General features: G+C 68.3%; 17 protein-coding genes. 15 read left to right on the top strand and 2 right to left on the bottom strand.

Features of this window, described 5'->3' with window-relative positions; all coding sequences use genetic code 11:
- The 13 genes from QCD68_RS00910 to QCD68_RS00850 all read left to right on the top strand — a co-directional run.
- The coding region (locus QCD68_RS00910; protein WP_441005160.1) for a hypothetical protein at nt 1-191 on the top strand (191 nt) is incomplete at its 5' end.
- Complete coding sequence (locus QCD68_RS00905) at nt 191-1,630, top strand: hypothetical protein (protein ID WP_301221681.1); 1,440 nt, start codon at nt 191-193, stop codon at nt 1,628-1,630. The genes QCD68_RS00910 and QCD68_RS00905, both read left to right, overlap by 1 nt.
- A gap of 317 nt (nt 1,631-1,947) precedes the next feature.
- The gene (locus QCD68_RS00900; protein ID WP_111075297.1) at nt 1,948-2,241 is read left to right on the top strand and encodes a WXG100 family type VII secretion target; all 294 of its coding nucleotides are present in this window, start codon (nt 1,948-1,950) and stop codon (nt 2,239-2,241) included.
- A gap of 77 nt (nt 2,242-2,318) precedes the next feature.
- A complete protein-coding gene (locus QCD68_RS00895; protein WP_204606491.1) occupies nt 2,319-2,627 on the top strand; it encodes a hypothetical protein in 309 nt (102 codons plus the stop codon).
- The gene (locus QCD68_RS00890) at nt 2,627-4,276 is read left to right on the top strand and encodes a hypothetical protein (RefSeq protein WP_301221680.1); all 1,650 of its coding nucleotides are present in this window, start codon (nt 2,627-2,629) and stop codon (nt 4,274-4,276) included. Before QCD68_RS00895 ends, QCD68_RS00890 begins: the two co-directional genes overlap by 1 nt.
- Before the next feature lie 10 nt (nt 4,277-4,286).
- Nucleotides 4,287-4,892, top strand: a complete 606-nt coding sequence (locus tag QCD68_RS00885) for a hypothetical protein (RefSeq protein ID WP_290157098.1) — start codon at nt 4,287-4,289, stop codon at nt 4,890-4,892.
- Nucleotides 4,889-5,632, top strand: a complete 744-nt coding sequence (locus QCD68_RS00880) for a hypothetical protein (protein ID WP_301221679.1) — start codon at nt 4,889-4,891, stop codon at nt 5,630-5,632. The genes QCD68_RS00885 and QCD68_RS00880 overlap by 4 nt, the downstream gene beginning before the upstream one ends.
- Complete coding sequence (locus QCD68_RS00875) at nt 5,629-6,567, top strand: hypothetical protein (protein ID WP_301221678.1); 939 nt, start codon at nt 5,629-5,631, stop codon at nt 6,565-6,567. The genes QCD68_RS00880 and QCD68_RS00875 overlap by 4 nt, the downstream gene beginning before the upstream one ends.
- Nucleotides 6,567-11,348, top strand: a complete 4,782-nt coding sequence (locus QCD68_RS00870) for an FtsK/SpoIIIE domain-containing protein (RefSeq protein WP_301221677.1) — start codon at nt 6,567-6,569, stop codon at nt 11,346-11,348. The genes QCD68_RS00875 and QCD68_RS00870 overlap by 1 nt, the downstream gene beginning before the upstream one ends.
- Nucleotides 11,349-11,790: 442 nt before the next feature.
- Nucleotides 11,791-13,155, top strand: a complete 1,365-nt coding sequence (gene dnaB / locus QCD68_RS00865) for a replicative DNA helicase (protein ID WP_111075290.1) — start codon at nt 11,791-11,793, stop codon at nt 13,153-13,155.
- Between the two features lie 667 nt (nt 13,156-13,822).
- Nucleotides 13,823-14,185, top strand: a complete 363-nt coding sequence (locus QCD68_RS00860) for a hypothetical protein (RefSeq protein ID WP_301221676.1) — start codon at nt 13,823-13,825, stop codon at nt 14,183-14,185.
- A 124-nt stretch (nt 14,186-14,309) separates the two neighbouring features.
- Nucleotides 14,310-14,894 (top strand): hypothetical protein, encoded by a 585-nt coding sequence (locus QCD68_RS00855; RefSeq protein ID WP_301221675.1) that lies wholly within the window; start codon nt 14,310-14,312, stop codon nt 14,892-14,894.
- Nucleotides 14,895-15,535: 641 nt separating this feature from the next.
- Nucleotides 15,536-16,630 (top strand): hypothetical protein, encoded by a 1,095-nt coding sequence (locus QCD68_RS00850; protein WP_301221674.1) that lies wholly within the window; start codon nt 15,536-15,538, stop codon nt 16,628-16,630.
- Between the two features lie 1,124 nt (nt 16,631-17,754).
- Here QCD68_RS00850 and QCD68_RS00845 read toward each other — a convergent pair.
- Nucleotides 17,755-18,048: a hypothetical protein gene (locus QCD68_RS00845; RefSeq protein WP_301221673.1), complete on the bottom strand. Its 294-nt coding sequence runs from the start codon at nt 18,046-18,048 to the stop codon at nt 17,755-17,757.
- A 68-nt stretch (nt 18,049-18,116) separates the two neighbouring features.
- Nucleotides 18,117-18,668 (bottom strand): hypothetical protein, encoded by a 552-nt coding sequence (locus QCD68_RS00840; protein WP_301221672.1) that lies wholly within the window; start codon nt 18,666-18,668, stop codon nt 18,117-18,119.
- Between the two features lie 441 nt (nt 18,669-19,109).
- Here QCD68_RS00840 and QCD68_RS00835 point away from each other — a divergent pair, with 441 nt between their 5' ends.
- Entirely contained in the window at nt 19,110-19,712 is a 603-nt protein-coding gene (locus tag QCD68_RS00835; protein ID WP_301221671.1) for a helix-turn-helix domain-containing protein, read from the top strand.
- Nucleotides 19,709-21,103 (top strand): MFS transporter, encoded by a 1,395-nt coding sequence (locus QCD68_RS00830; RefSeq protein ID WP_301221670.1) that lies wholly within the window; start codon nt 19,709-19,711, stop codon nt 21,101-21,103. The genes QCD68_RS00835 and QCD68_RS00830 overlap by 4 nt, the downstream gene beginning before the upstream one ends.
- Nucleotides 21,104-21,131 lie beyond the last annotated feature (28 nt).

Here is a 21,131-nt window from a genome sequence, read left to right as displayed (position 1 = left end):
AGCACGACGTGCAGAAGGCGATGCACGACTTCTCCGGCGACTGGAAGATCCACCGGAACAAGATGAAGGGCGCCGTGAAGGACCTGCACGAGAAGATGCAGAAGGCGACCGAGAACTTCACCGACCTCGAGCACGACCTGACCGAGAAGCTGACGACCGAGTCTCAGCCGACCGACGGCGGGGCCGCCTGATGCCCGCCCGTGGTGGCAACTGGGCCCTCGTCGGCGAAGCGTCGGACCCGATGGTGGCCGACGTCTCCGTCGTGCAGGAGCTCGTGACCTACTACTCGACCATGGCGCAGGAGATCACGTCCGAGGCCGCGGTCCTCAAGAGCATCGGCGACGGCGACGACAGCCAGTTCGAGGGCGCGACGGCCGACGCGGTCCGCAAGAAGAGCGGCGAGGTGGCCGGTTCCCTCACGAAGCTCTCCGGACGCTACGACGCGATCCGGGACGCGCTGAAGGGGTACCTGCCGGAACTCGAGCGGGGGCTCGCCGAGTCCGCGGCCGCGCTGCAGGACGCCGAGAACGCCCAGGCGTCCGGCAGCCGGGCTGGCTCGATGCCCGACCCGTCGCAGAACCGGGCCTCGGACGCACCGGCGATCACGAGCGACGAGCAGGGCCAGATCGACGCGAAGCACCGGGCGGTGGAGGGTGCGAAGGCCGACGCCGACGCCGCGACCGCTCGCCTGCGTCGCTCGGTCGACGCGCTGAACGGTGCCGGCAAGGCCGCTGCGACGACGATCCGCGCGGCCTGGGACGACGGGCTGCACGACACCCTCGGCGACAAGATCAAGGCGTTCTTCTCGAAGCTGCTGAAGATCCTGGTCAAGATCTTCACCTACATCGGCATCGCGCTGGCTGCCCTGGCGATCCTCATCCCGGGCGTCGGGATGTTCACGTTCATGGCGGCGGTGGCAGCGTCCGTGGTCCTGGTGGCGAACATCACCCTGGCCGGCATGGGTGAGGGCTCGTGGCTGGACGTCATCACCTCGGCCGTCGGACTCGTGCTCGTCGGTGCCGGTGGTGCGCTGACGAAGGCCGTGTCGACGATGAAGACCGCGGGCATCGCGAAGAGCTCGGTGGGCTTCCAGAAGAACGCGACCGCCTCGCTCGAGAAGCTCGGCACGGCTCGGTCGGCGGCGCTCGAGCGGGCGTTCAACCCGCGGTACGGCGCGAAGGGCTTCCCCGAGCGGCTGGCGTCACTGCGTGCGGTGCAGAAGGAGATCGCGGAGACCCAGAAGGCGCTGGGCAACGCGAAGAGCCTGACCAGCATCGGCAAGTTCCGCGAGAAGCCGAACTGGTGGCACCCGAACAAGACGCTCTGGGCCGAGGACAAGGTGAAGATCGCCGACGTGTTCAAGCGCGGCGACTGGCGTGCCGAGCGGCTGTTCAGCGTCGACCGTCACCACGAGATGACGGCCATGCAGAAGGAGATGTGGTCGAAGTACGGCGTCGAGATCGCGACGACGCCGGCCTGGCACAAGTGGGCCTCCGGCGGCCGGGTGGTCGCGAGCTGGGGCAACACGATCGTGTACGGCCAGGGCCTGAAGCCGACCGGCTTCGGCACCGACCAGCAGCGTCTGCCCGGGTACAACGAGGCGGCGAAGACCCTCACGCACGGGTTCTGAGCCGGGCGCGGGTCCTCCGTTGGGAGGACCCGTGCGCTTTTCGTACCGGGGCGACACGCCGAGGACGAGAAGATTGTTTGTCGGGTGACATGACAATTCTGCGCGACGGGCGTTGCGGACGCGCCCCCGATCCTCCAGGCCGGCCGGACCGGCATGCTGGAATGTGCACATCGGTGTGTAGCAGCCGATCGCACGGTGGTGCGGAAACGTACCCCGCCGGGTCGTACCGACCCGGAATAACCTCTCGGCAGTCCCTCATCCGGGGGGCGCACCCGACCGAGCGACACCGGGTGCGATGCGACTGACAGGAGCACGCAATGCCCAACTTGAACGTCACCTACGGCGAGATGCAGGATGCCGCGACCCGTCTGGTCAACGGCGAGCAGGACATCACCTCGAAGCTCCGTGAGCTGAAGTCCCTCGTGGACTCGCTCATCTCCGGCGGCTACGTGACCGACCAGTCCTCGGTCGCGTTCGGCAACTCGTACCAGGAGTTCAACGACGGTGCCACGAAGACCATCGAGGGTCTCGAGGGCATGTCCACGTACCTGAACAAGGCCGCCGAGGCCCTGCAGCAGACGGACTCCGAGCTGGCGAACGCGATCAAGTAGTCCGCTTCCGGACCGGGGCCCCGCCGTTCGGTGGGGCCCCGACCCGTTCACCTCCGGCACGACTGATCGGGAGCACCATGGCAGACCTCATCATCACCTCGGCCGTCCTCGAGGACTCGGCCACCAAGCTGCAGCACATCTCCGACGAACTCGAACACCAGAAGTCCGACGACCGGGCGCTCAGCGACGTCTACGGCCAGCACGACGTGCAGAAGGCGATGCACGACTTCTCCGGCGACTGGAAGATCCACCGCAACAAGATGAAGGGCGCCGTGAAGGACCTGCACGAGAAGATGCAGAAGGCGACCGAGCACTTCACCGACCTCGAACACGACCTCTCCGAGAAGCTCACCACGGAGTCCCACCCGACCGACGGTGGTGCCTGATGCCGGCCCGCGGCGGGAACTGGGCCCTGCTCGACCAGTCGTCCGACCCGGTCGTCGCCGACGTCCCCGTGGTGCAGGAACTGGTCACGTACTACAAGACCATCGCCGACGAGATCACCTCGGAAGCCGACGTGCTCCGGCGCATCGGTGACGGCGACGACGCGCAGTTCAAGGGCGCGACGGCCGACGCCGTGCGGAAGAAGAGCAAGGAGGTCGCCGCCTCGCTGACGAAGATGTCCGGCCGCTACGACGCCATCCGGGACGCCCTGACGGCGTACCTGCCCGAACTGCAGCACGCCCTCGACGAGAGTGCCGCTGCACTGCAGGACGCCGAGGAGGCCGACGCCGCCGGCACCCGCGCCGCGTCGATGTCCGACCCGTCGAAGGACCGCGCGCAGGACGCCCCGCCGATGACGACCGAGGAGCAGGACGCCGTCAGCGCCAAGGGCCGGGCATCGTCCGCCGCCCAGGGTGACGCCGACGCGGCGAAGGCCCGACTGCACCGGGCGCTCGACGGCATCACGGCCGCGGGCAAGGCGGCCGCCGCGACGATCCGGGCGTCGTGGCACGACGGACTGCACGACACGCTCGGCGACAAGATCAAGGCGTTCTTCTCGAAGCTGCTCAAGCTGATCGTCAAGATCTTCACCTACATCGGCATCGCCCTGGCGGCGCTGGCGATCCTGATCCCGGGCGTCGGCGTCCTGGCGATCATGGGTGCGGTCGCCGCCGGCGTGGGGCTGGTCGCCCAGCTCGGGCTCGTCGCATTGGGCGAGGGTAACGTCTTCGACCTGGTGATGGCCGTCGTCGGCGTCGCCACGCTGGGGATCGGGTCGGGCATCACGAAGGCCACGTCCGTCGCCGTGAAGAGCGGGCTCAAGGCCGGCAAGACCTCGATGACCGCCAAGCTCGGCGAGCGTCTGGCGCCCCTCAAGGAGTTCCGATCCGACGCGATCCAGCGGATCAACAGCCTGAAGACCCAGATCGGCGGCAAGACCGGAGCGGTGCAGCACGTCGACGGTGCGATGTCCGGCTTCACCCAGAACGCGCTCCGGGACGTCGGGACGAAGGGCCTCGGCGCGGCGAAGACCATCTCCGACCAGCTCCGGCGGAACCTCGAGCCCCTGGTCGAGCAGAAGGGTGCGCTGCAGGGCGGCATCAAGTCCGCCGAGACGCAGATCGCGAAGGAAGCGGGGCTCGTCCGCGGCGCCGATGACCTGATCGCCGCGAACATGAAGGACGTCGACCGGGCCATCGGGGCCTTCACGAGCAAGTTCCCGGACAACCCGAACTGGTGGAACCTGCGCCAGGTCGGCACCACCGCGAAGAACGACTGGAGCACCATCTCGAAACAGTTCGGTTCCGATCTGTTCACGAAGAGGGGCTTCGATGGGTGGGCGGAACGTCTGGCCGGCATCGACGGGCAGCTGAACCGCGCGGACATCGACAAGTGGCTGGGTGCGCGCGGCTTCGCCGGCGTCGGGTCATCGGCGCCGAAGTGGCACACCTGGGTCAACGGCGGCATGAGTGCGCAGGGCAAGGCGTGGTCGATCACCGGCCTCGTCATCAACCCCACCATGATCGGCAACGACCAGCAGCGCCCGTGGACCGAGTCCTACGGCGAGTTCAAGCACCCGATCACGATCTGAGAGCCAATCCATGAGCGCTGTACCCGTCCTGACCTCGACGATCGACGTCGACGCCCCGGAGTGGCTGGTGGTCCCCGGCGCCGACGAGCTGACGCCCGCCTGGCGGGCCGACGTGCTGGCGCTGTTCGACGCGGTCGCGGACATCGACCGGGAGGCGCAGGGTCCCGACCGGCTGTTCGCCGACGGTCCGTCGGTGGACCCGGAACACGCCGTCGACACCCTGCTGGAGTTCCGCGCCTCGCTCGACGGCGACGAGCGTCTGGTCGCGGCCCTGACCGTGCCGAACCGGTGGCCGCTGCCGGTGATCGTCTCGGTCGGGGTGGCGGACGAGTCCGGCCCGGACCTGCTCGAGCTGGCCGGCGCGACCGGTGGCGCTCCGTCGGATCCCCCGGCGGTCGACGAGCTGCCCGAGGACGTCGGCGGCGAGGGCCCGGTCGTGACGCGCTTCGACGTGGACGACGAGGGTGTGATCTGGGCCACGGTGTGCGCCGTCCGACGGCAGGACGGTGTGGACACCCGGGTGCTGTGGCGGACGCGGGAGCTCGACGTCGTGCCGGTCTTCGCTCCCGAGGTCGTCGCCCTGGTCGGCCGCGTCCGGAACGAGGTGTCCGCATGACCGCCCCGATCTCGTCGTTCCTGATGGTCGTCCCGCCGGGATGGGCCCGCCTGCCCGCACGTGAGGAGGACCGGCCGGTCCTCGCCGCCACGGTCCGCGAGGTCATCGCCCGCGCACTTCCGGACTCGCTGCCGCGCGACCGTGCCGAACCGCTCCGCCAGGAGATGCAGAAGCGCCTGATGTCGACCGTCGTCGAGGCGGGCGACAACGGCGCGACCGCGGTCTACCTGCCGGTGCAGCCCGTCGACGGGTTCACCCCGCCGGTGTCGATCATCGAGAGCGAGGTCGACGACGAGTCCGACCAGGCGCCGGAGGAGGTCATCGCCGAGCTGCTCGCCGACGCCCTGCCGGACCGGCACGACCAGCAGGACCCGGGCCTCCGCCAGGTCGACGGCGGCATCGCGGCCCGCACCGAGACGCAGCTCCGCCGGGCCGTGCCGGACGAGGTGGCGGGCGAGCTGCCCGCGGTCGACGACCGTCAGGTGGTCTACACGATCCCGGTGCCGCACCGTCCGGGCCGCTGGGTGGTGATGTCGTTCTCGGCGATCAGCGCCCCGGCGGACCAGGACGCGACCGGGCCCGGTGCCGAAACCCGGGACATCGGTACCGACGAGCGGATCACCGACGCCCTGGTGATGCTGTTCGACGCGATGATGACCACGTTCCGCTGGACCGACGTCCCCGACGCCGAGCCGACCCCGCTCGAGCTCCGTCTGGCCGAGATCGGTGGCACGGCATGACCTGGGACTTCCTGCACCCGGCGTCCCACCTGGTGCTCACCTGCGCGGCCCTGCTGTTCGTCGCGACCCTGGCCTTCGTGGTGCCGGTGATCGTCGCGCTCCGCCGCCGGACCGCGACGGACGCCATCGCCTGGGCCGACCGGGTCCGCCGTGACGACGCCACCGCGTGGGCGCTCGACCGCGTGCTCCGGAGCGTCGAGGCCTCGTGCCGGACGGCCGGCGTCGTGTTCCCCGGCTTCGTCCGGGCGTCGATCGGCCCGACCGTGCGGCTCGACCTGACCGCCCCCACCGTCGCCCCGCCGGAGCCGTGGGCCGCGACCCCGGACGGGCACTCGTGGTCGGCACCGATGCAGGCGCTCCAGGCCGTCGCGCTGACCGAGGACGCCTCGGTCCGGTTCGCGACGGTCGTCGGCCTCGGCACCGACCAGGACGGCAGCGTCCTGGTCGACCTGGCCGCGGTCGGCGGGGTCGTCGCCCTGGGCGGGGACCGTGCTGCCCGCACCGCGATCGCCCGCCGGGTCGTCGACCAGGTCCGCACCGACCCGTGGTCGCGCACGACCCCGGTGCTGACGGTCGGCGTCCGTGGCGACGAGTTCGGGACCGTGGCCTCCGTGTCGGTGGCCGAGGCGGTGGCGACCGTCGCGGCGGACGCGACCCCGGGCCTCCTGGTCGTCCAGAGTTTGCCGGGCGGTACGGACGGTCGTGAACTGGTGCGGCTGCTCGAGCGGCCGAGCGGCCGCTGGGCCGTCATCGCGCTGCAGCCGAGCCCGCTCGCCCGCTGGACCCTGGAGTGCCGTCGTGACGGTACCTCGACCTCGGCGGAACTCGGGTCGGTCCGGTGGATGGACCTGGGGCTGTCCGAGCCGGTCGTCGACGAGGCCGCCCCGACCGCAGCGCCGATCGAGACCGCTCCGGCACAGACGGCCGGCGCCTGATGCAGGTCGTCGTCACCGTCGTCGATGACGTCACGGGCGTGCGCTCGGACGTCCTCATCGACGCACCCGGATCCGCCACCATGCGCTCCGTCGTCGACGCGTTGTCGCGTCGGACCGGCGGGACACCCCTGCCCGCCGAGGCCGGTGACGCCGACGTACGCTTCGCCGACAGCGGCCTGGTAGACGGCGCTGTCCTGCACATCGGCGCCGATGCCGACACCGGTGCCGGACGGGGCCTGGTCGACCTGCTCGTCGCCGGTGGCGTCGGCGCGGGCCGGTGCGTCCGGGTCGGCGTCGGGACCGTGCGCCTGGCGTTCACCCCGGACAGCGAGACGCTCACCGGTTCCGAGACGGCGGGGCTGTCCGGCCTGGAGGCACGGATCGCCTTCGACGGGACCGTCACCGTCCGCCTCGCCCCGGCCTTCGTGGCCGAGTCGTCGCCGGACCCGGCGGTCGTCGGGGACACTCCGGAGGGTGCCGGCACGTCCGGGGACTCCGCTGTGGTGCCGCCCGGTGCGGTGCAGCCGGGTGCGGTGCCGCCCGCTGCCGTGCCGCCCGCTGGCCTGGCCCCGGCCGCCCTCGGGTCCCTGCCGCCGGGTGCGCTGCTGCCCGGGGCGCTCGACCCCGCCGCCGGCCACCCCGACACCGACCCGTCCGCGCTGCCCGAGGTCACCGTCGACGGCGAACACGTCGGCGACGAGTGGACCGCGTGGGAGCCGGGCGCGGTCCTCCGGGTCGCCGAGACGGCGCTGACCGTCCGCCCGGTGGCCGTGGTCGACCGGATGCTGCTGCGTCCGCCGGACTCCGGCCAGCTCGACTTCAACCGGCCGCCCCGCCTGCTGCCGCCACTGCGTCCGACGTCGTTCCGGATCCCGAAGCCGCCCGTGCCGCCGCAGCGGTCCGCACTGCCGTGGATCATGGTGTTCGTGCCGGCGATGTTCGGCATCGTGATGGCGACCGTCTTCCACTCGCCGTTCTACCTGCTGTTCGCGTTCATGACGCCGATCATGGTGATCGGGCAGACGATCACCGCACGGAAGACCGGCAAGAAGAGCCACCGCAAGGCCCTCGCCGACCACGCCGACCGAGTGCGGGCGATCGAGGACGCGGTGGCCGGAGCCGTCCTGGCCGAACGCGACCAGCGTCGGGAGGACTCGCTCGACGCGGCCGCACTGCGGATCACCGCGACGACCCCGACCCGCCGCCTGTGGGAGCGCCGACCGACGGACGCCGACCACCTGCACGTGCGGGTCGGCATCGGGGACCTGCCTTCCACCGTCACCGTCGAGGACGACCGCGACCAGGACCGCCTGGACCAGGAACCCCGCTGGACCCGGGGCGTGCCCGTCACGGTGCCGCTCGCCGAGGTCGGCGTCGTCGGCATCGCCGGACCCGGCACCTGGCCCCGCTCGATCGGCCGCTGGCTGCTCGGCCAGCTCGCCGTCACGCAGTCCCCGCGCGAGGTGCAGTTCGTCGTGCTGACCGCGCAGTCGGCCGTGCCGGACTGGGCGTGGACCGTGTGGCTCCCCCACGTGCGACCGACGGACGGGCAGGAGGCGTTGGCCCTGGTCGGGTCGGACGCCGAGACCATCGGCCGCCGCCTGGCCGAACTGACGCAGATCCTGGCCGAGCGTCGGGCCGAACGACAGAAGAACGTCAACAGCCGGCGTCGGTTCTCGCCCGAGATCGTCGTCGTGCTCGACGGTGCACGCCGACTCCGTGCGATGCCCGGCGTCGTCGGACTGCTCCGTGACGGACCGGCCCTGGGCATCCGGCTCATCTGCATCGACGAAGAAGAGTGGCAGCTCCCCGAGGAGTGCGTCGCCACCGTGCTGCACCGCTCGCCGACGCAGCTGGTCCTCCGCCGCCAGATGTCCGCGCCGGTCGACCTCGTGCTGGCCGACCGCATCGAGGACGACTGGTTCGACGAGGTCGCCCGCGCGCTCTCGCCGCTGCGCGACACCTCCGGCTCGGACGGCGACGGCCTGGTGCCGGACAGCGCCCGGCTGCTCGACGTGCTCGACCTGCCGCAGCCGAGCGGGTCCGTGATGGCCTCGCGCTGGCGGTCCGGCTCCCCCACCACCTCGGCCATCGTCGGGGTCGGCATCGACGGGCCGTTCGCGCTCGACCTGGTGCGGGACGGTCCCCACGGGCTCGTCGCCGGCACCACCGGGTCGGGCAAGTCCGAGTTCCTGCAGACCCTGGTGGCCTCGCTGGCGGCGGCGAACCGTCCGGACCGGATGACCTTCGTGCTCGTCGACTACAAGGGCGGTGCGGCCTTCAGTGTCGCGTCGGACCTGCCGCACACCGTCGGCCTGGTCACGGACCTGGACCAGCACCTGGTCGAGCGGGCCCTGCGGTCGCTCCGCGCCGAACTGACCCGGCGCGAGCACATCCTGGCGGCGTCCGGGGCGAAGGACATCGAGGACCACGAGGCACACCTGGCCCGCGGTGGCTCCGGCGAGCAGATGCCCCGACTGGTCCTGGTGATCGACGAGTTCGCGGCCATGGTCACCGAGCTGCCCGACTTCGTCGCCGGGCTGATCGGCATCGCCCAGCGCGGTCGGTCCCTCGGCGTGCACCTGATCCTGGCCACCCAGCGTCCCGGTGGCGTGGTCGGTCCGGACATCCGCGCGAACACGAACCTGCGCGTCGCCCTCCGCATGACGGACGGCGGCGAGAGCACCGACGTCATCGACGTGGCTGATGCGGCACGTATCCCGAAGAGCGTGCCCGGACGGGCATACGCCCGCCTGGGTCACTCGTCGGTCGTGCCGTTCCAGTCCGCCCGCGTCGGTGGTCGGTGGGCCGGTGAAGCGGACGCGAGTGCCGTCCTGCCGTTCGTCCGGGTCCTGGAGTGGCGGGACTTCGCGATGTCGCCGCCCGAGCGCCCGTCGAAGTCCGGTCCGGGTTCGGCAGCGACCGACCTGTCCGTCCTGGTCAGGGCGATGCGGGACGCCCGCGAGCAGATGGGCATCGGACCGCTGCACTCGCCGTGGCTGCCGCCGCTGCCCGAGCTGCTCCCCCTGTCCGCCGTGGCTTCCGCGAGCGTCGGCGGAGCCGCTACCGGCGTCGATGCCTCTGCTGACGTGACGGTGACCCCCGACGGGGGTTCGGGACTCAGCTTCGCCTGGGGTCTGGAGGACCTGCCCGACACCCAGCAGCAGCGTGCCGCGACCGTCGACCTCGAGCGCTTCGGCCACCTCTACGTCGTTGGCGCGCCGGGGTCCGGAAGGTCCCAGGCGCTCCGCACGCTCGCCGCCTCCGCGGCCGGGTCCATCGCCTCCAGCGACCTGCACCTCTACGTCGTCGACTGTGGCAACGGCGCCCTGGCGTCGTTGCAGTCCCTGCCCCACTGCGGGGCCGTCGCCCAGCGCACCCAGGTGGAGCGTGCCTCCAGGCTGATCGAACGCTTGACCCGTGAGATGGCGCGACGACACGACGTGATCGCCGCGGCCGGGGCCGCGAACATCACCGAGCAGCGGATGCTGGCCGCCGAGGCGGACCGCCTTCCGCACGTGCTGGTCCTGGTCGACCGGTGGGAGAACTTCACCACCACGCTCGGCGAGGTCGACGGCGGGTCCCTCACCGAGGCGATCCAGTCGTTGCTGCGCGACGGCACCGGTGCGGGCATCCACGTCGTCATCTCCGGCGACCGCACGCTGCTGACGTCGCGGATGTCGACACTGACCGACGACAAGATCGTGATGCGCCTGACCGACCGACTGGACTACTCGCTCGGCGGGATCAACCACCGACAGCTGCCGGCGACCATCCCACCGGGGCGCGGCTTCCGTGCCGACAGCGGGACCGAGCTGCAGTTCGCGACCCTGGGTGAGGACGTGTCGGGCCAGGGGCAGACGGCCGCCGTCCAGGCGCTCGCACGGCGGGTCCGGGCCGACGAGGAGACGCTCGGACTCCCCCGGATCCGGCCGTTCCGCGTCGATGCGCTGCCGAAGGACCTGGACCTCGACGGCGCGCTTGAGCTCGACGGAGCGCCCGCACCGGCGTCGATGGTCGCCGTCACCGGCATCGGTGGCGACGACATGTCGCTGCAGACCGTGGACCTGCGCGAGGGCGGCGGCACCTTCATCGTCGCCGGTCCCTCGCGGGCCGGGCGTTCGACGATGGTCGCCGCGATGGCGCGCTCGCTGCTGGCCGGCGGGACGCCGATCGTGGTGTTCGCACCCCGGCCGGGAGCCGTGCGCGACCTGGCCGGTCTGCCCGGCGTCCTGGCGACCGTCACGGGCGACGACGTCTCGGCGTCGGACGTCGAGGACCTGCTCGGCCGGCCCGGGGTCGTCCTGGTCGTCGACGACGGCGAGCTGCTCATCGACTGCTCCGCGAAGGCCGAGCTCCGCACCTTCGTGCGCGGGTTGGCCGACAACGGGCAGGGGCTGGTGCTCGGCGGGAACACGACCGGGCTGGCCGCCGGGTTCGGTGGGTGGCAGGTGGACGCGAAGAAGAACCGTCGTGGGGCGCTGCTGTCGCCGCAGGACACGCTCGCCGGTGACCTGGTGGGTGTGCGGATCTCGCGGTCGTCGATCTCGTCGCGGGTGCAGCCCGGCACGGCGCTCGTGCACCTGGGGACGGGCATCGCCTCGACCGTGCAGGTGCCGATGGTCACGGCGGCGACCCGGACCGGGTCGGTCGCCGTGCCGTCTGCCGCCGGACCGTCCGTCGCGGAGCCGTCCGTCACCGTGTCTTCTGCTGCCGTGCCTTCTGCGGATGACGGCGTGTCGGCGGGTGTCGGTGACGTCCTGGAGGCGCGTGCCGGCTGAGCAGGTCCGGCACCCGAAACACGGTTGGCTGGTTACGTCCGGCCCCGCTCTGCCCACCTGGGAGCCAGCCGAGTGGAACGGGACGCTGAGGGCGTTTGTCAAGTCGGTTCTGCACAGTGGAGGCTTCGAACGGGAACCTTCGACTCCCACTTGAAGCCGAGTTCTCCACACATGGTGTGGAACACGAAAGCCCTGGTCAACAGTCGAAAGTGTGTTCCCCAGGGGAGTTGTCCACAGCTGAGTGCACAACCCTCCACACAAGACCCCGGCGTGTTCCACGGTCTCTCCACAGAGTTGTCCACAGGGCCGTTTGCTGGGGATAACTCCGTACCCGTAGCTTGAGCCAGCGACTCGGGGATGTCGGTCGCCCGGGGTAGAACTGCTCGGTGGGGAGCGGTTCTCTGAGCCGTCCGCCAGCACCGCCAAACACTGAGGAGCACGTGTGTCGATCGCGCATCTGGACCCGGCCCCCCGGGAGTACGCCGAGCGGAACAACGACCGCACTCCCCCGCACGACATGCTGGCGGAGCAGTCGACCATCGGCGGCATGATGCTGTCGAAGGACGCCGTCGCCGACGTCATCGAGACCGCCCGCGGCGTCGACTTCTACATCCCCAAGCACGAGGTCATCTTCGACGCGATCCTGTCGCTGTACTCCCACGGTGAGCCGACCGACGTCATCGCCGTCACCGACGAGCTGACCAAGACGGGCCTGCTGTCCCGTGGTGGCGGTGCCGAGTACCTGCACAGCCTGACCAGCATGGTGCCCACCGCGGCGAACGCCGGCTACTACGCCGCCATCGTCGCCGAGAAGGCCGTCCTGCGCCGCCTGGTCGAAGCCGGCACCCGCATCGTCCAGATGGGCTACGCCAGCGAAGGCGAGGTCACCGACCTGGTCAACAGCGCACAGGCCGAGGTCTACAACGTCGCCGGCGGCGTGCAGACCGAGGACTACGTCCCCCTCACCGAAGCCATCGGCACCGCCATCGACGAGATCGAAGCCGCCAAGGGCCGGGACGGCCAGATGACCGGCGTCCCCACCGGCTTCGCCCAGATGGACGCCCTGACCAACGGCTTCCACCCCGGACAGCTGATCATCGTCGCCGCACGACCCGCACTGGGCAAGTCGACCCTGGCGCTCGACCTGTGCCGCTCGGCTGCGCTCAAGCACAACCAGACCGCCGCGTTCTTCTCGCTCGAGATGGGGCGCGCCGAGATCGCCATGCGTCTGCTGTCCGCCGAGTCCAGCGTCCCCCTGCAGAACATGCGCAAGGGCACCGTCGACGCCCGTGACTGGACCACCATCGCGCAGACCCGCGGGCGCATCAACGACGCCCCGTTCTTCATCGACGACTCCCCCAACATGACCCTGGTCGAGATCCGCGCCAAGTGCCGTCGACTCAAGCAGCAGCACAACCTGAAGCTCGTCGTCATCGACTACCTGCAGCTGATGACCTCGGGCAAGAAGGTCGAGAGCCGCCAGCAAGAGGTCTCGGAGTTCTCGCGTGCGCTCAAGCTCATGGCGAAGGAGCTGCAGGTGCCCGTCATCGCGCTGTCGCAGCTGAACCGTGGACCCGAGCAGCGTGCAGACAAGAAGCCGATGATCTCCGACCTGCGTGAGTCCGGGTCGATCGAGCAGGACGCGGACATGGTCATCCTGCTGCACCGTGAGTCGGCGTACGAGAAGGACAACCCGCGTCAGGGGGAGGCGGACCTGATCGTGGCGAAGCACCGCAACGGGCCGACGGACACGATCACCGTGGCGTTCCACGGGATGTTCTCGCGGTTCGTGGACATGCCGCAGTAGGGGAGTTGATGTCGTCCGCCAGCTGACTTGTCCGACTGCCACGCAACGTGTCTGAAATACGGAGATGGACACGTTGCTTGGCAGTTCGGTCGGGGTGCCTGTCGGGTCCCGCAGAATCTGACCGTCTACTTGCCGCGTACTCCGCCGTCGCCTACATGGCCGGTCTTCGTGCCGAATGCGAACGGCTCGGCAGCGAGGCGCTCACCTCGAAGACGATCGCGGAGCACATCCCCTGGGCGGTCAGCGAGAACGTCCACGAAGATGTGACAGACCCAGAAGCACCAGAGGCGAGAACTGCATCTCTGCACGAGTCACTGAGACGAGTCGGAGCGCTTTTCCCCGACTTCCCGTAGCCGCCCCGACGAGTCAAGCGTCTCGTCACCGCACGGAACGGATCAGCGCACCTCGGAGCTACTTCCGATGTGCGCTACGTGCTCCTTGATTGTGTCGCCGTCCGGGACTTCCTGCTCGACCAGCTACACGAGGATCGCGACGCCTTCTATGGCGCTGATCACGAGACTGTCGAAGCCCTCGCGATCCAGCACCAGGAATCGGTGGAAGCCGACATGCGGATGCGGATGGCGCGCGCCCGAACCAGTCTCGAACGCCGACGGGAGCAGGACGGGAGGAGTACTACACACTATTAGACGACCGCGAGGCCGCACGCTTGAACCTCGATACGGACGACGACACAGCCCTCGAGACCAGCACTGACGAGGAGTGCCCGACCTGCGCACGGACGGGACGACTGTTCGGCCTTGCTGACGCCGAGGCTGAGGTCGAGTGGGGTGTAGAACCTCTCGGAGGCGGACAGTATGAACACATCCCGCAGCGGTACTGGCAAGCGGTGTTCACACCGGCTGCGTTCCGTTGCACTGTCTGTGATCCGGAACTCAAAGGCCCCGAGGAGCTACGCCTTGCCGAGCTGCCGTACCAGCGGTTCGAATTGAGCTCCGACGCTCTCGATGAGCCAGGCTTTGACCTCCAGGCTTTGACCGACGCGAAGTCTGACTACGAGCCGCCCTGGTAGCGACGTCGGTTGGCAAACCTGTGTGCGCCCCGTGGGAGCTGCCTCCTCACCTCTGGTGGAGGCTGTGGCACCGCAGCATTTATGCTCTACGCATTCCGTACAGCACTGCGCGCTTCGCTGGCCCGTGAGGGGATTGACCGGGCGCGCTTCGCTGGCCCGTGAGGGGATTGACCGGGCGCGCTTCTCAGACCTCGGCGTAGCGGCGAGTTTCCTGGAGGAGCCAGACGGCGTCCATATCTCGTTCCTCATCTTCCCAACCGACTCGCTTGCCGACGTCGCGCGACTGTCCGGCGATGATAAACGAAGCGATCCACGGCGGTTTTTGATCCACGGCGGCGGTTTCGGCGGCGGAGCAGACGAGTTCCTGCAGCTTTGGGACGTCGCGACGGCACTTGGTTCCTACGCGCTAACCGCATCGGGCGTTGCTGGGCTGATGCTGCAGGCACTCGTCGCTGCACGTCCCATCCGCTTCCGAAAGTCCCGAGCCCTCGTCGTTGACTGGGGGCGCAGCGGTGAGATCCCGCAATTGCTGCTCGAGCGGGTGCGAGAGCATTCGTTTTGGACGGACGAGGAAGTTGCAGATGAGTTCAACGTCGATGCCCTGCGGTCGGGTGAGCTAATGCGCGCTGCGGGCTTCACGTGGCGTGTCTCTCCGCTGAGCGCCTTTGGGTATTGGGAGCGTGACGACGTTCCGCCACCTAATGCCTAGTCGAATTGGCTTAGGGTAACTCCCGTCATGGCGGGCCTTCCTGGTTTTCGGATCTGGTGTTCCACCGGGCGGTGACGTCGAGCTCGGTGCCGTATCTAATCAAGCTGATGCAGCGGTGCCGCTCGGAGGCGTCGATGCTCTTCGCTTCGTGCTCGAGGTCAAAGAGCTGTCGGATGGCTCCTCTCTCTTCCCAATACTCGTCCGCGGCGTACTGAAGGCGGCCGAGTTCGTCGATGGCGGTGTTGCACCACTCGGTCTGGAGACCCCAGTGCGGACCTGAATGCCGAAGAAGCGGGCACCTACGCGCGAGCAGCTGCTTTAGCCGTCTGGCGACCGATCGACCATCGGACGACGGCCGTCACACCTCCCGTCCCCTAGTTTCCACGGTGATGGAGCCACAGCACGGGCCCCGCGACAAGGCGGTAAGACCGACGATTGGGGCACGGCAGCGGTTGGCTCCTGTCCAGCCGCTGGCCTCCGTGGCGGTCGCTCATTTCAACCTTTCGTCGGAAGCTCCAGCACGCGATCGGATAACTACTTGCGGTGTTGGTATTGCTCCGTAACGAGCGGTTGACCGGGGAACACCAGAAAGTGCAACTGACTCAGGTGCAAAAACATGCGCGCCACGGAACGATGGATTCATGATCGCGGTTCCGGAAATTTTTTCGACGGCTTTGAGAGACGGTGGCTATGCTGTGAGAGTGACTGGACAGAACGACACCCCGGTATGGTCCGCGCGCTTCGCCAAGGTGGTGAATGAGAGCTTTGCATTCTTAACCGCTGAGGCTCAGCGCTCCAGAGAACGGGTCGCCGTACGAGCAGTGCCGGCGCGCGACGGCGATCACCGGGTCGTCTACCGCTGCGGCGTGAGAGGTGAACTTGTCCCACTCGATGTTGTAGAGGACTTGCGGGATATTCTCGCGCGCGGACGGTCGGTCCTCGATATCGCGATGTTCAGCGCAGCCACGGCGCAAGCGGCGCCTCCGCTTAGTGAGAAAGAGAAAAAGAATACCTACTTCCCGATTGCCGCCACCGAGCAGGCGTGGCGATCGATCGAGGGGCAGCCGCATATGCAGGCTCTCACCCAAAACCAGCGCGACAGCCTACGCAGGATACAACCTTTCGAAACGGGTGATTTCGCAATCAGCGAATTTGCCCGGATACACAACGAGGACAAGCACCAATTACCGCTGCAGCTAGTTGTCATTCCGGATCCTCAGTTCGTGATGATGTTCGAGAACATCGTCCCGCTGCCGATGCTGGCCGAAGAATATTGGCTAGAATGGGTTGAGCCCCTCCCTGCTGTAGCTAACCGGGTTGTCGTCTTCGAGTATCGAAGTTCGGATGCTATTCAAGATGCGGGTATTGAGGAACTGCCAGTAGCGCTCGCTGTCGAGGTAGGGGGCATGCGTCGCGACGTTGAGCACTTCCTCTGGGAGGTGATTAGTTTTATCTCGAGAGCAACGGCCATCCTGCATGACGGCGACACGAAACTTGCCGACTCATTTCGCGACTACTTCACCTCCCGTCGAGCTGAACTCGAGTATTTCCGCAAAATGTTGGTCGATGGTGATGCTGAAGCGGAAGTGGCCTGGTTGGCTATGCGAGGCCAGGAGCAGACGGGCAGAAGCGTCGAGGATGGGAAGTTGCATCCATTTGCAGCCCTTCCTGGCACTCCCTTGCACAGGAGGCGGGAACTGCCGCCGATTGAGGTTGCCCAATCAGGGTCACATTGAAGGGCAGCCCACGACACACACGTTCGGATGCATCGCAGACAGAGGGCTAGTCATAATGCGAAATATGTAAGTTGACTTGTGGCATCGATACGACTGGTTCTACGCGTCCGCTAGCTGCACGGTCTCTTCGACGAGACCGCACGAGTCTGAACGACGCCTCTAAAGAACGCGTTGGCGATGGGGGCGCTGATGGCAGCCGCGTTCGCACTCATGTTCTCCCCGTTGGAAAAGGTCCGACACCTCATCCGTCGGCTCACGTTCGCCGGCCATCTGAGCAGGGGCAGAGCGAACGCGGCCCCGGTAGCGCCACGTCCCTCCTCGGTTATTCGCCGTGCGTCGGTCCGCGCTTTCGAGGCCGCGTCCTCCGAGCCATCGATCAGGACCTCCCCGCGATGCAACGCCTCGTGACCGGGAGCGCGGTGCGAGCACAATTCGACGACCCAGCCGTCGCCGCCTACGTCGACTTCCTCATGCCACGCGACTCCCTACGCAATCCAGAGTGGACCGCGGACCACCTCGCACCACTGCTTTGGACGAGCTGGGCGGTACCGCTGAGCGTGGCCGACGGAGCCGACCCCGAAAGCCTCCAACGATCACTCGCCTGAGGACTTACCGCTGCTCTCGGCGGCACCGACCGAGACGCACCCGAACCGGAGGTCATCGGCGGCATCAGAAGAAGACTCCGACCAACCAAGCTCGGCGCACCCGCGCAGACCACCGCGATCCTGCGCCAACTCGGCGAGCTCGCCCGCTACCTCGCAGCGTCCGCGACGCACATCAACTACTCGACCCGCCGCCAACACGTGCCGTGGTGGCAACTCCTCGATCAGACGCACTGGAACATGATCTGTGCCAGCGTCAGCACCTTGACCGGCGGACCCCGACGGCTCCTCAACGCACGCCGATACCTCTACCTCCGAGCCACAGCACAGACCATCAGCGCCCTCCCCGCAACTTGAGCGGTCGTAGCGAACGGAGGAGATGCCGCGGAATATACCGACTTTCAGATCCGCATGACCGCACAACCGGTGGAAGTGCAGCGCCGCGCTCCGCGACGTGAAGAGCAAGGAACGCGTGTTCAGCCCGGAACGTTTCACCCGGGCAGGACTTCGAAGACTGCCCGCTCAGAACCACAGCTCGATCCGGATCGCGTACCGGTCGCCGAGCTGCTGCTCGAGCGCGTCACGGAGCGCGAACGCTTCGAGGTCGAACCAGCGCCGTTTCTCCTCGGACCCGAACAGCCCCGACTCGTCGTCCGCGTGCTCACGGAAGAAGCTCGCCCAGGCCTCAAGACGGGCTACGAGTTCTGGTTGCAGCAGTGTCGGCCAGTCCGGCCGATCGTCCCAGAAGATGTCGGAAAGTGGCCAGGACTGGCCGTAGTCGACCGACAGGATCAGCTCGGACTTCTTGGTGTCCATGCTTGCTCGCATTCGTGATCACCGCGAGGGGCGAGGAGCAACGCTACCTCACCCCCTGCGCTCGATGGTCAGTCGTCGTCACAGTTCGGAGCGGCCTTCGTGGGGAAGGACGTGATGACTAGTTTGCGGTTCTCCGAGACGATGACCGTGGGGTGGTAGGTGGACACCGTCTTCGTCTCCGGGTCGTGGATCACGATCGGAGCGGTGTAGCAGAGCTTGCCGCTGCCCTCTGACTTCGGGTAGCCGGCCGAGGGGTCGGAGACGATTTCACTGGTCGAAGCGACCATGAAGTCATCCCAGAGTGCCCCTCCACCGTGGGTCTTGTCGATCACGGCCTGCCAGTCCTTCTCATGCCGAGTGCGGATGTGGACGTACCCGGACCTGCTGTCCCCGCAGAAAAGGTCGATCTTGCCGACCTTGGCGGCGTCCATCCGCTGTACGCTGACGTCCCCGAGACCCGAGTTGCACGAGCCGATTGTGACGGGGTTGAGCAGCACTCGTGCTCCGCCGGACGAAGGCAGAGCGGCGGATTCTGACGTCGGCGCCGCGGACGCGACCTGCGGTGTCAGGATCATCGCGGTGATGACGGCCAGACCGATTCCCCAAAACTTCTTGCGCATGTTGGCTTCCCCTTGTCTCATGTCGACGTCCCTCGTCAACACGACCGTTGTACGTCCACGTCGCCGGTGCCCACATCACCCTTGCGATTGATGCCACGTGGCCGAGTGACTGGCAGTCCACCGCAGCTCGACCCTGAAGCTGGACTGCCGACGTTGTCGACCTGCCGACGGGGCAATGGCCGATGTGGAGTCGAGCGCAAGATCTGGCACAGCTGATCGTTGGCGAGACTGCTCTTTGACGGCTGGTCAACGATTGCGTCCGGTAGCCGATCGCTTTCCGGGCGCCCCCTGGCCGTCGGCCAGTCGTCTACTCGCGCTCGTCACAGAGGTGGTCCGGTTGCCATCTCCTGCGAAGGCGCCCCTTCTGGCGTGAGCCAGTAGTGAACCAGCGGTCCGACAATGGTCATTGCGCAATGACCATTGTGTAGGTACGTTCGGTCCATGGCACCCCACGACTCGTCCCGTTCGACCCTCACTGAAGCTGCTTCGATGCGGGTGTTGGCACACCCGACCCGCTTGCGCCTCCTCGGATTGCTCCGCGAGCGAGGTCCTCAGACTGCAGCGCAGCTCGGAGAGGTCGTCGACGAGGCTCCGGGCACTGTCAGCTACCACCTGTCCAAGCTGGCCGCGAGTGACCTCATCCAGGCGGCCGAGCCGCAGAGCGTCGACCGGCGAGAGCGCTGGTGGCAGGCAACGGCACCCCTCACCTCGTGGGAGCCGGCCGACGTGCTCGACGACCCCGCTCGCCTCAGTGCATCGACCGCCCTCGAGAAGTCGATCGTCCAGGCGAACGCGGCGCGCTACCTCCACTACGTCGATGCGAGGCCGGCCCTGCCGAGGGAGTGGGTAGCGGCGGAGGCTGGTGGTGACCGTGCGATCCGCCTCACCGTGACGGAGCTCGCCGCCCTGCGTGCCGAACTCGAGTCCGTCGTGGACCGCTGGGTGGAAATCGGCGCCGCGCACAGCGCGGACTCCGGCGATGGGGCTGCGACAGTCGTACTCGCTTACCACGCCTACCGGCACCCAGGAGGCGCGGGAGCGTGACCGAGGACTTTTCGGTCCCCGAGACGGTCGCTCCCGACGGTCGCGATCCCGACGGGCGCACTGACCGCGATGACATCGCGCAGAGCGATTCGCCCGCCGAGGGTGGTGACGGCGGCGCCGGTACGTCGACTCGCGCGGCTCGCACAGCTCTCTCCGCCCTCGTCGCCGCTCACGCGGTCTCGCAGACGGGCAATGTGGTCACGGCCTTCGCGGTCCCCTTCTACGTCCTCGCGCTCGGCGGTTCCGGCGTCGAGATCGGCGTCGCCGCCGCCTTCGCAACGGCACCTGTGATCATCGGTGGTCCGCTCGGCGGGGTCGTTGTCGACCGGGTCGGCCACCGTCGGGCCGCGATCGTGGCGGACGTCGTGAGCGGCGCCTCCGTCCTCGCGATGCCGGCGTTGGCGCTGACGGTCGGTCTGCCGTTCTGGGCGTTGCTGACCCTTGTGTTCGTGGGGGGCCTCCTCGACACCCCAGGCCAGACCGCCCGCCGCGTGATGCTGCCGGGCCTGACCGAGCGGGCGGGGGTGCGCATCGAGCGCAGTGTCGGTCTCCTCGACGGGTCGGAGCGCTTCGCGAAGCTCGTCGGCGCCTCCCTGGCGGGCCTCCTCGTGGCGGCCGTCGGCCCGATCGGGTCACTGTTCGTCAATGCTGCGACCTTCGCGGTGTCTGCGGTACTGACATGGGTGTTCGTCCCTCGCGACGCCAAGGCAGCAGAAGCAGAAGCGGGTGTCGAGGGTGCGCCGCGCGGGTCATTCTGGGCGGACCTCATCGAAGGAGCTCGCTTCGTCGTGCAGGATCCGCTGATGCGGCTGTTGGTCGGGTTGGTCCTGGTCACGAACCTGCTCGACGCCGCTCGTGGGTCGACCCTGCTGCCCCTCTACGCCAACGACCGCCTCGGAGGCGCGGCAGCGCTCGGGCTGCTCGTTGCGACCATGGGCGGCTGCGCCCTCCTCGGCAACGTCGCCTTCGGTTTCGTCGCCCACCGGGTGCCGCGGCGGGTGACGTTCGCGGTGTGCTTCACACTCGCCGGAGGTCCGTCCAGTCTGGCGTTCGCACTCGGGGCACCGCTGCCAGTGCTCGTCGCAGCGACCGCGCTGGCAGGGCTGGCGGCGGGATCGCTCAACCCGATCCTCGCGACAGTCGAACTCGAGCGGGTGCCCGAACACATGCGCGGCCGCGTCTTCGGCCTCATCAACGCAGGAGCCTGGGCTGGCGTCCCCTTCGGCGCCCTGCTCGGCGGACTCGCCGCCGACACGATCGGGCTCACTGTCGCCTTCGGCATCGTCGCGGCGGCTTACGTCGCGACGACCCTCACACCACTGACGGGCGGGTCGTGGCGATTGATGGAGCGGGGAGACTCAGTGGACCAAGTCAGAAATGATCGTTCCTGAATTGTCCGGTGACCGATCGGCGAACGAT

Source organism: Curtobacterium sp. PsM8 (assembly GCF_030433875.1).
Lineage (GTDB): Bacteria > Actinomycetota > Actinomycetes > Actinomycetales > Microbacteriaceae > Curtobacterium.
The sequence above is the reverse complement of the archived record's forward strand: the minus strand, read 5'-3'. Positions and strand labels throughout refer to the sequence as shown.

What these genes read in the sequence shown, in the direction of transcription:
- QCD68_RS00885 (WP_290157098.1), top strand. Translation starts at nt 4,287, where the DNA reads ATGAGCGCTGTACCCGTCCTGACCTCGACGATCGACGTCGACGCCCCG.
- QCD68_RS00845 (WP_301221673.1), bottom strand. Translation starts at nt 18,048, where the DNA reads ATGGACACCAAGAAGTCCGAGCTGATCCTGTCGGTCGACTACGGCCAG.
- QCD68_RS00900 (WP_111075297.1), top strand. Translation starts at nt 1,948, where the DNA reads ATGCCCAACTTGAACGTCACCTACGGCGAGATGCAGGATGCCGCGACC.
- QCD68_RS00835 (WP_301221671.1), top strand. Translation starts at nt 19,110, where the DNA reads ATGGCACCCCACGACTCGTCCCGTTCGACCCTCACTGAAGCTGCTTCG.
- QCD68_RS00850 (WP_301221674.1), top strand. Translation starts at nt 15,536, where the DNA reads ATGATCGCGGTTCCGGAAATTTTTTCGACGGCTTTGAGAGACGGTGGC.
- QCD68_RS00905 (WP_301221681.1), top strand. Translation starts at nt 191, where the DNA reads ATGCCCGCCCGTGGTGGCAACTGGGCCCTCGTCGGCGAAGCGTCGGAC.
- QCD68_RS00840 (WP_301221672.1), bottom strand. Translation starts at nt 18,668, where the DNA reads ATGCGCAAGAAGTTTTGGGGAATCGGTCTGGCCGTCATCACCGCGATG.
- QCD68_RS00875 (WP_301221678.1), top strand. Translation starts at nt 5,629, where the DNA reads ATGACCTGGGACTTCCTGCACCCGGCGTCCCACCTGGTGCTCACCTGC.
- QCD68_RS00895 (WP_204606491.1), top strand. Translation starts at nt 2,319, where the DNA reads ATGGCAGACCTCATCATCACCTCGGCCGTCCTCGAGGACTCGGCCACC.
- QCD68_RS00890 (WP_301221680.1), top strand. Translation starts at nt 2,627, where the DNA reads ATGCCGGCCCGCGGCGGGAACTGGGCCCTGCTCGACCAGTCGTCCGAC.
- QCD68_RS00870 (WP_301221677.1), top strand. Translation starts at nt 6,567, where the DNA reads ATGCAGGTCGTCGTCACCGTCGTCGATGACGTCACGGGCGTGCGCTCG.
- QCD68_RS00880 (WP_301221679.1), top strand. Translation starts at nt 4,889, where the DNA reads ATGACCGCCCCGATCTCGTCGTTCCTGATGGTCGTCCCGCCGGGATGG.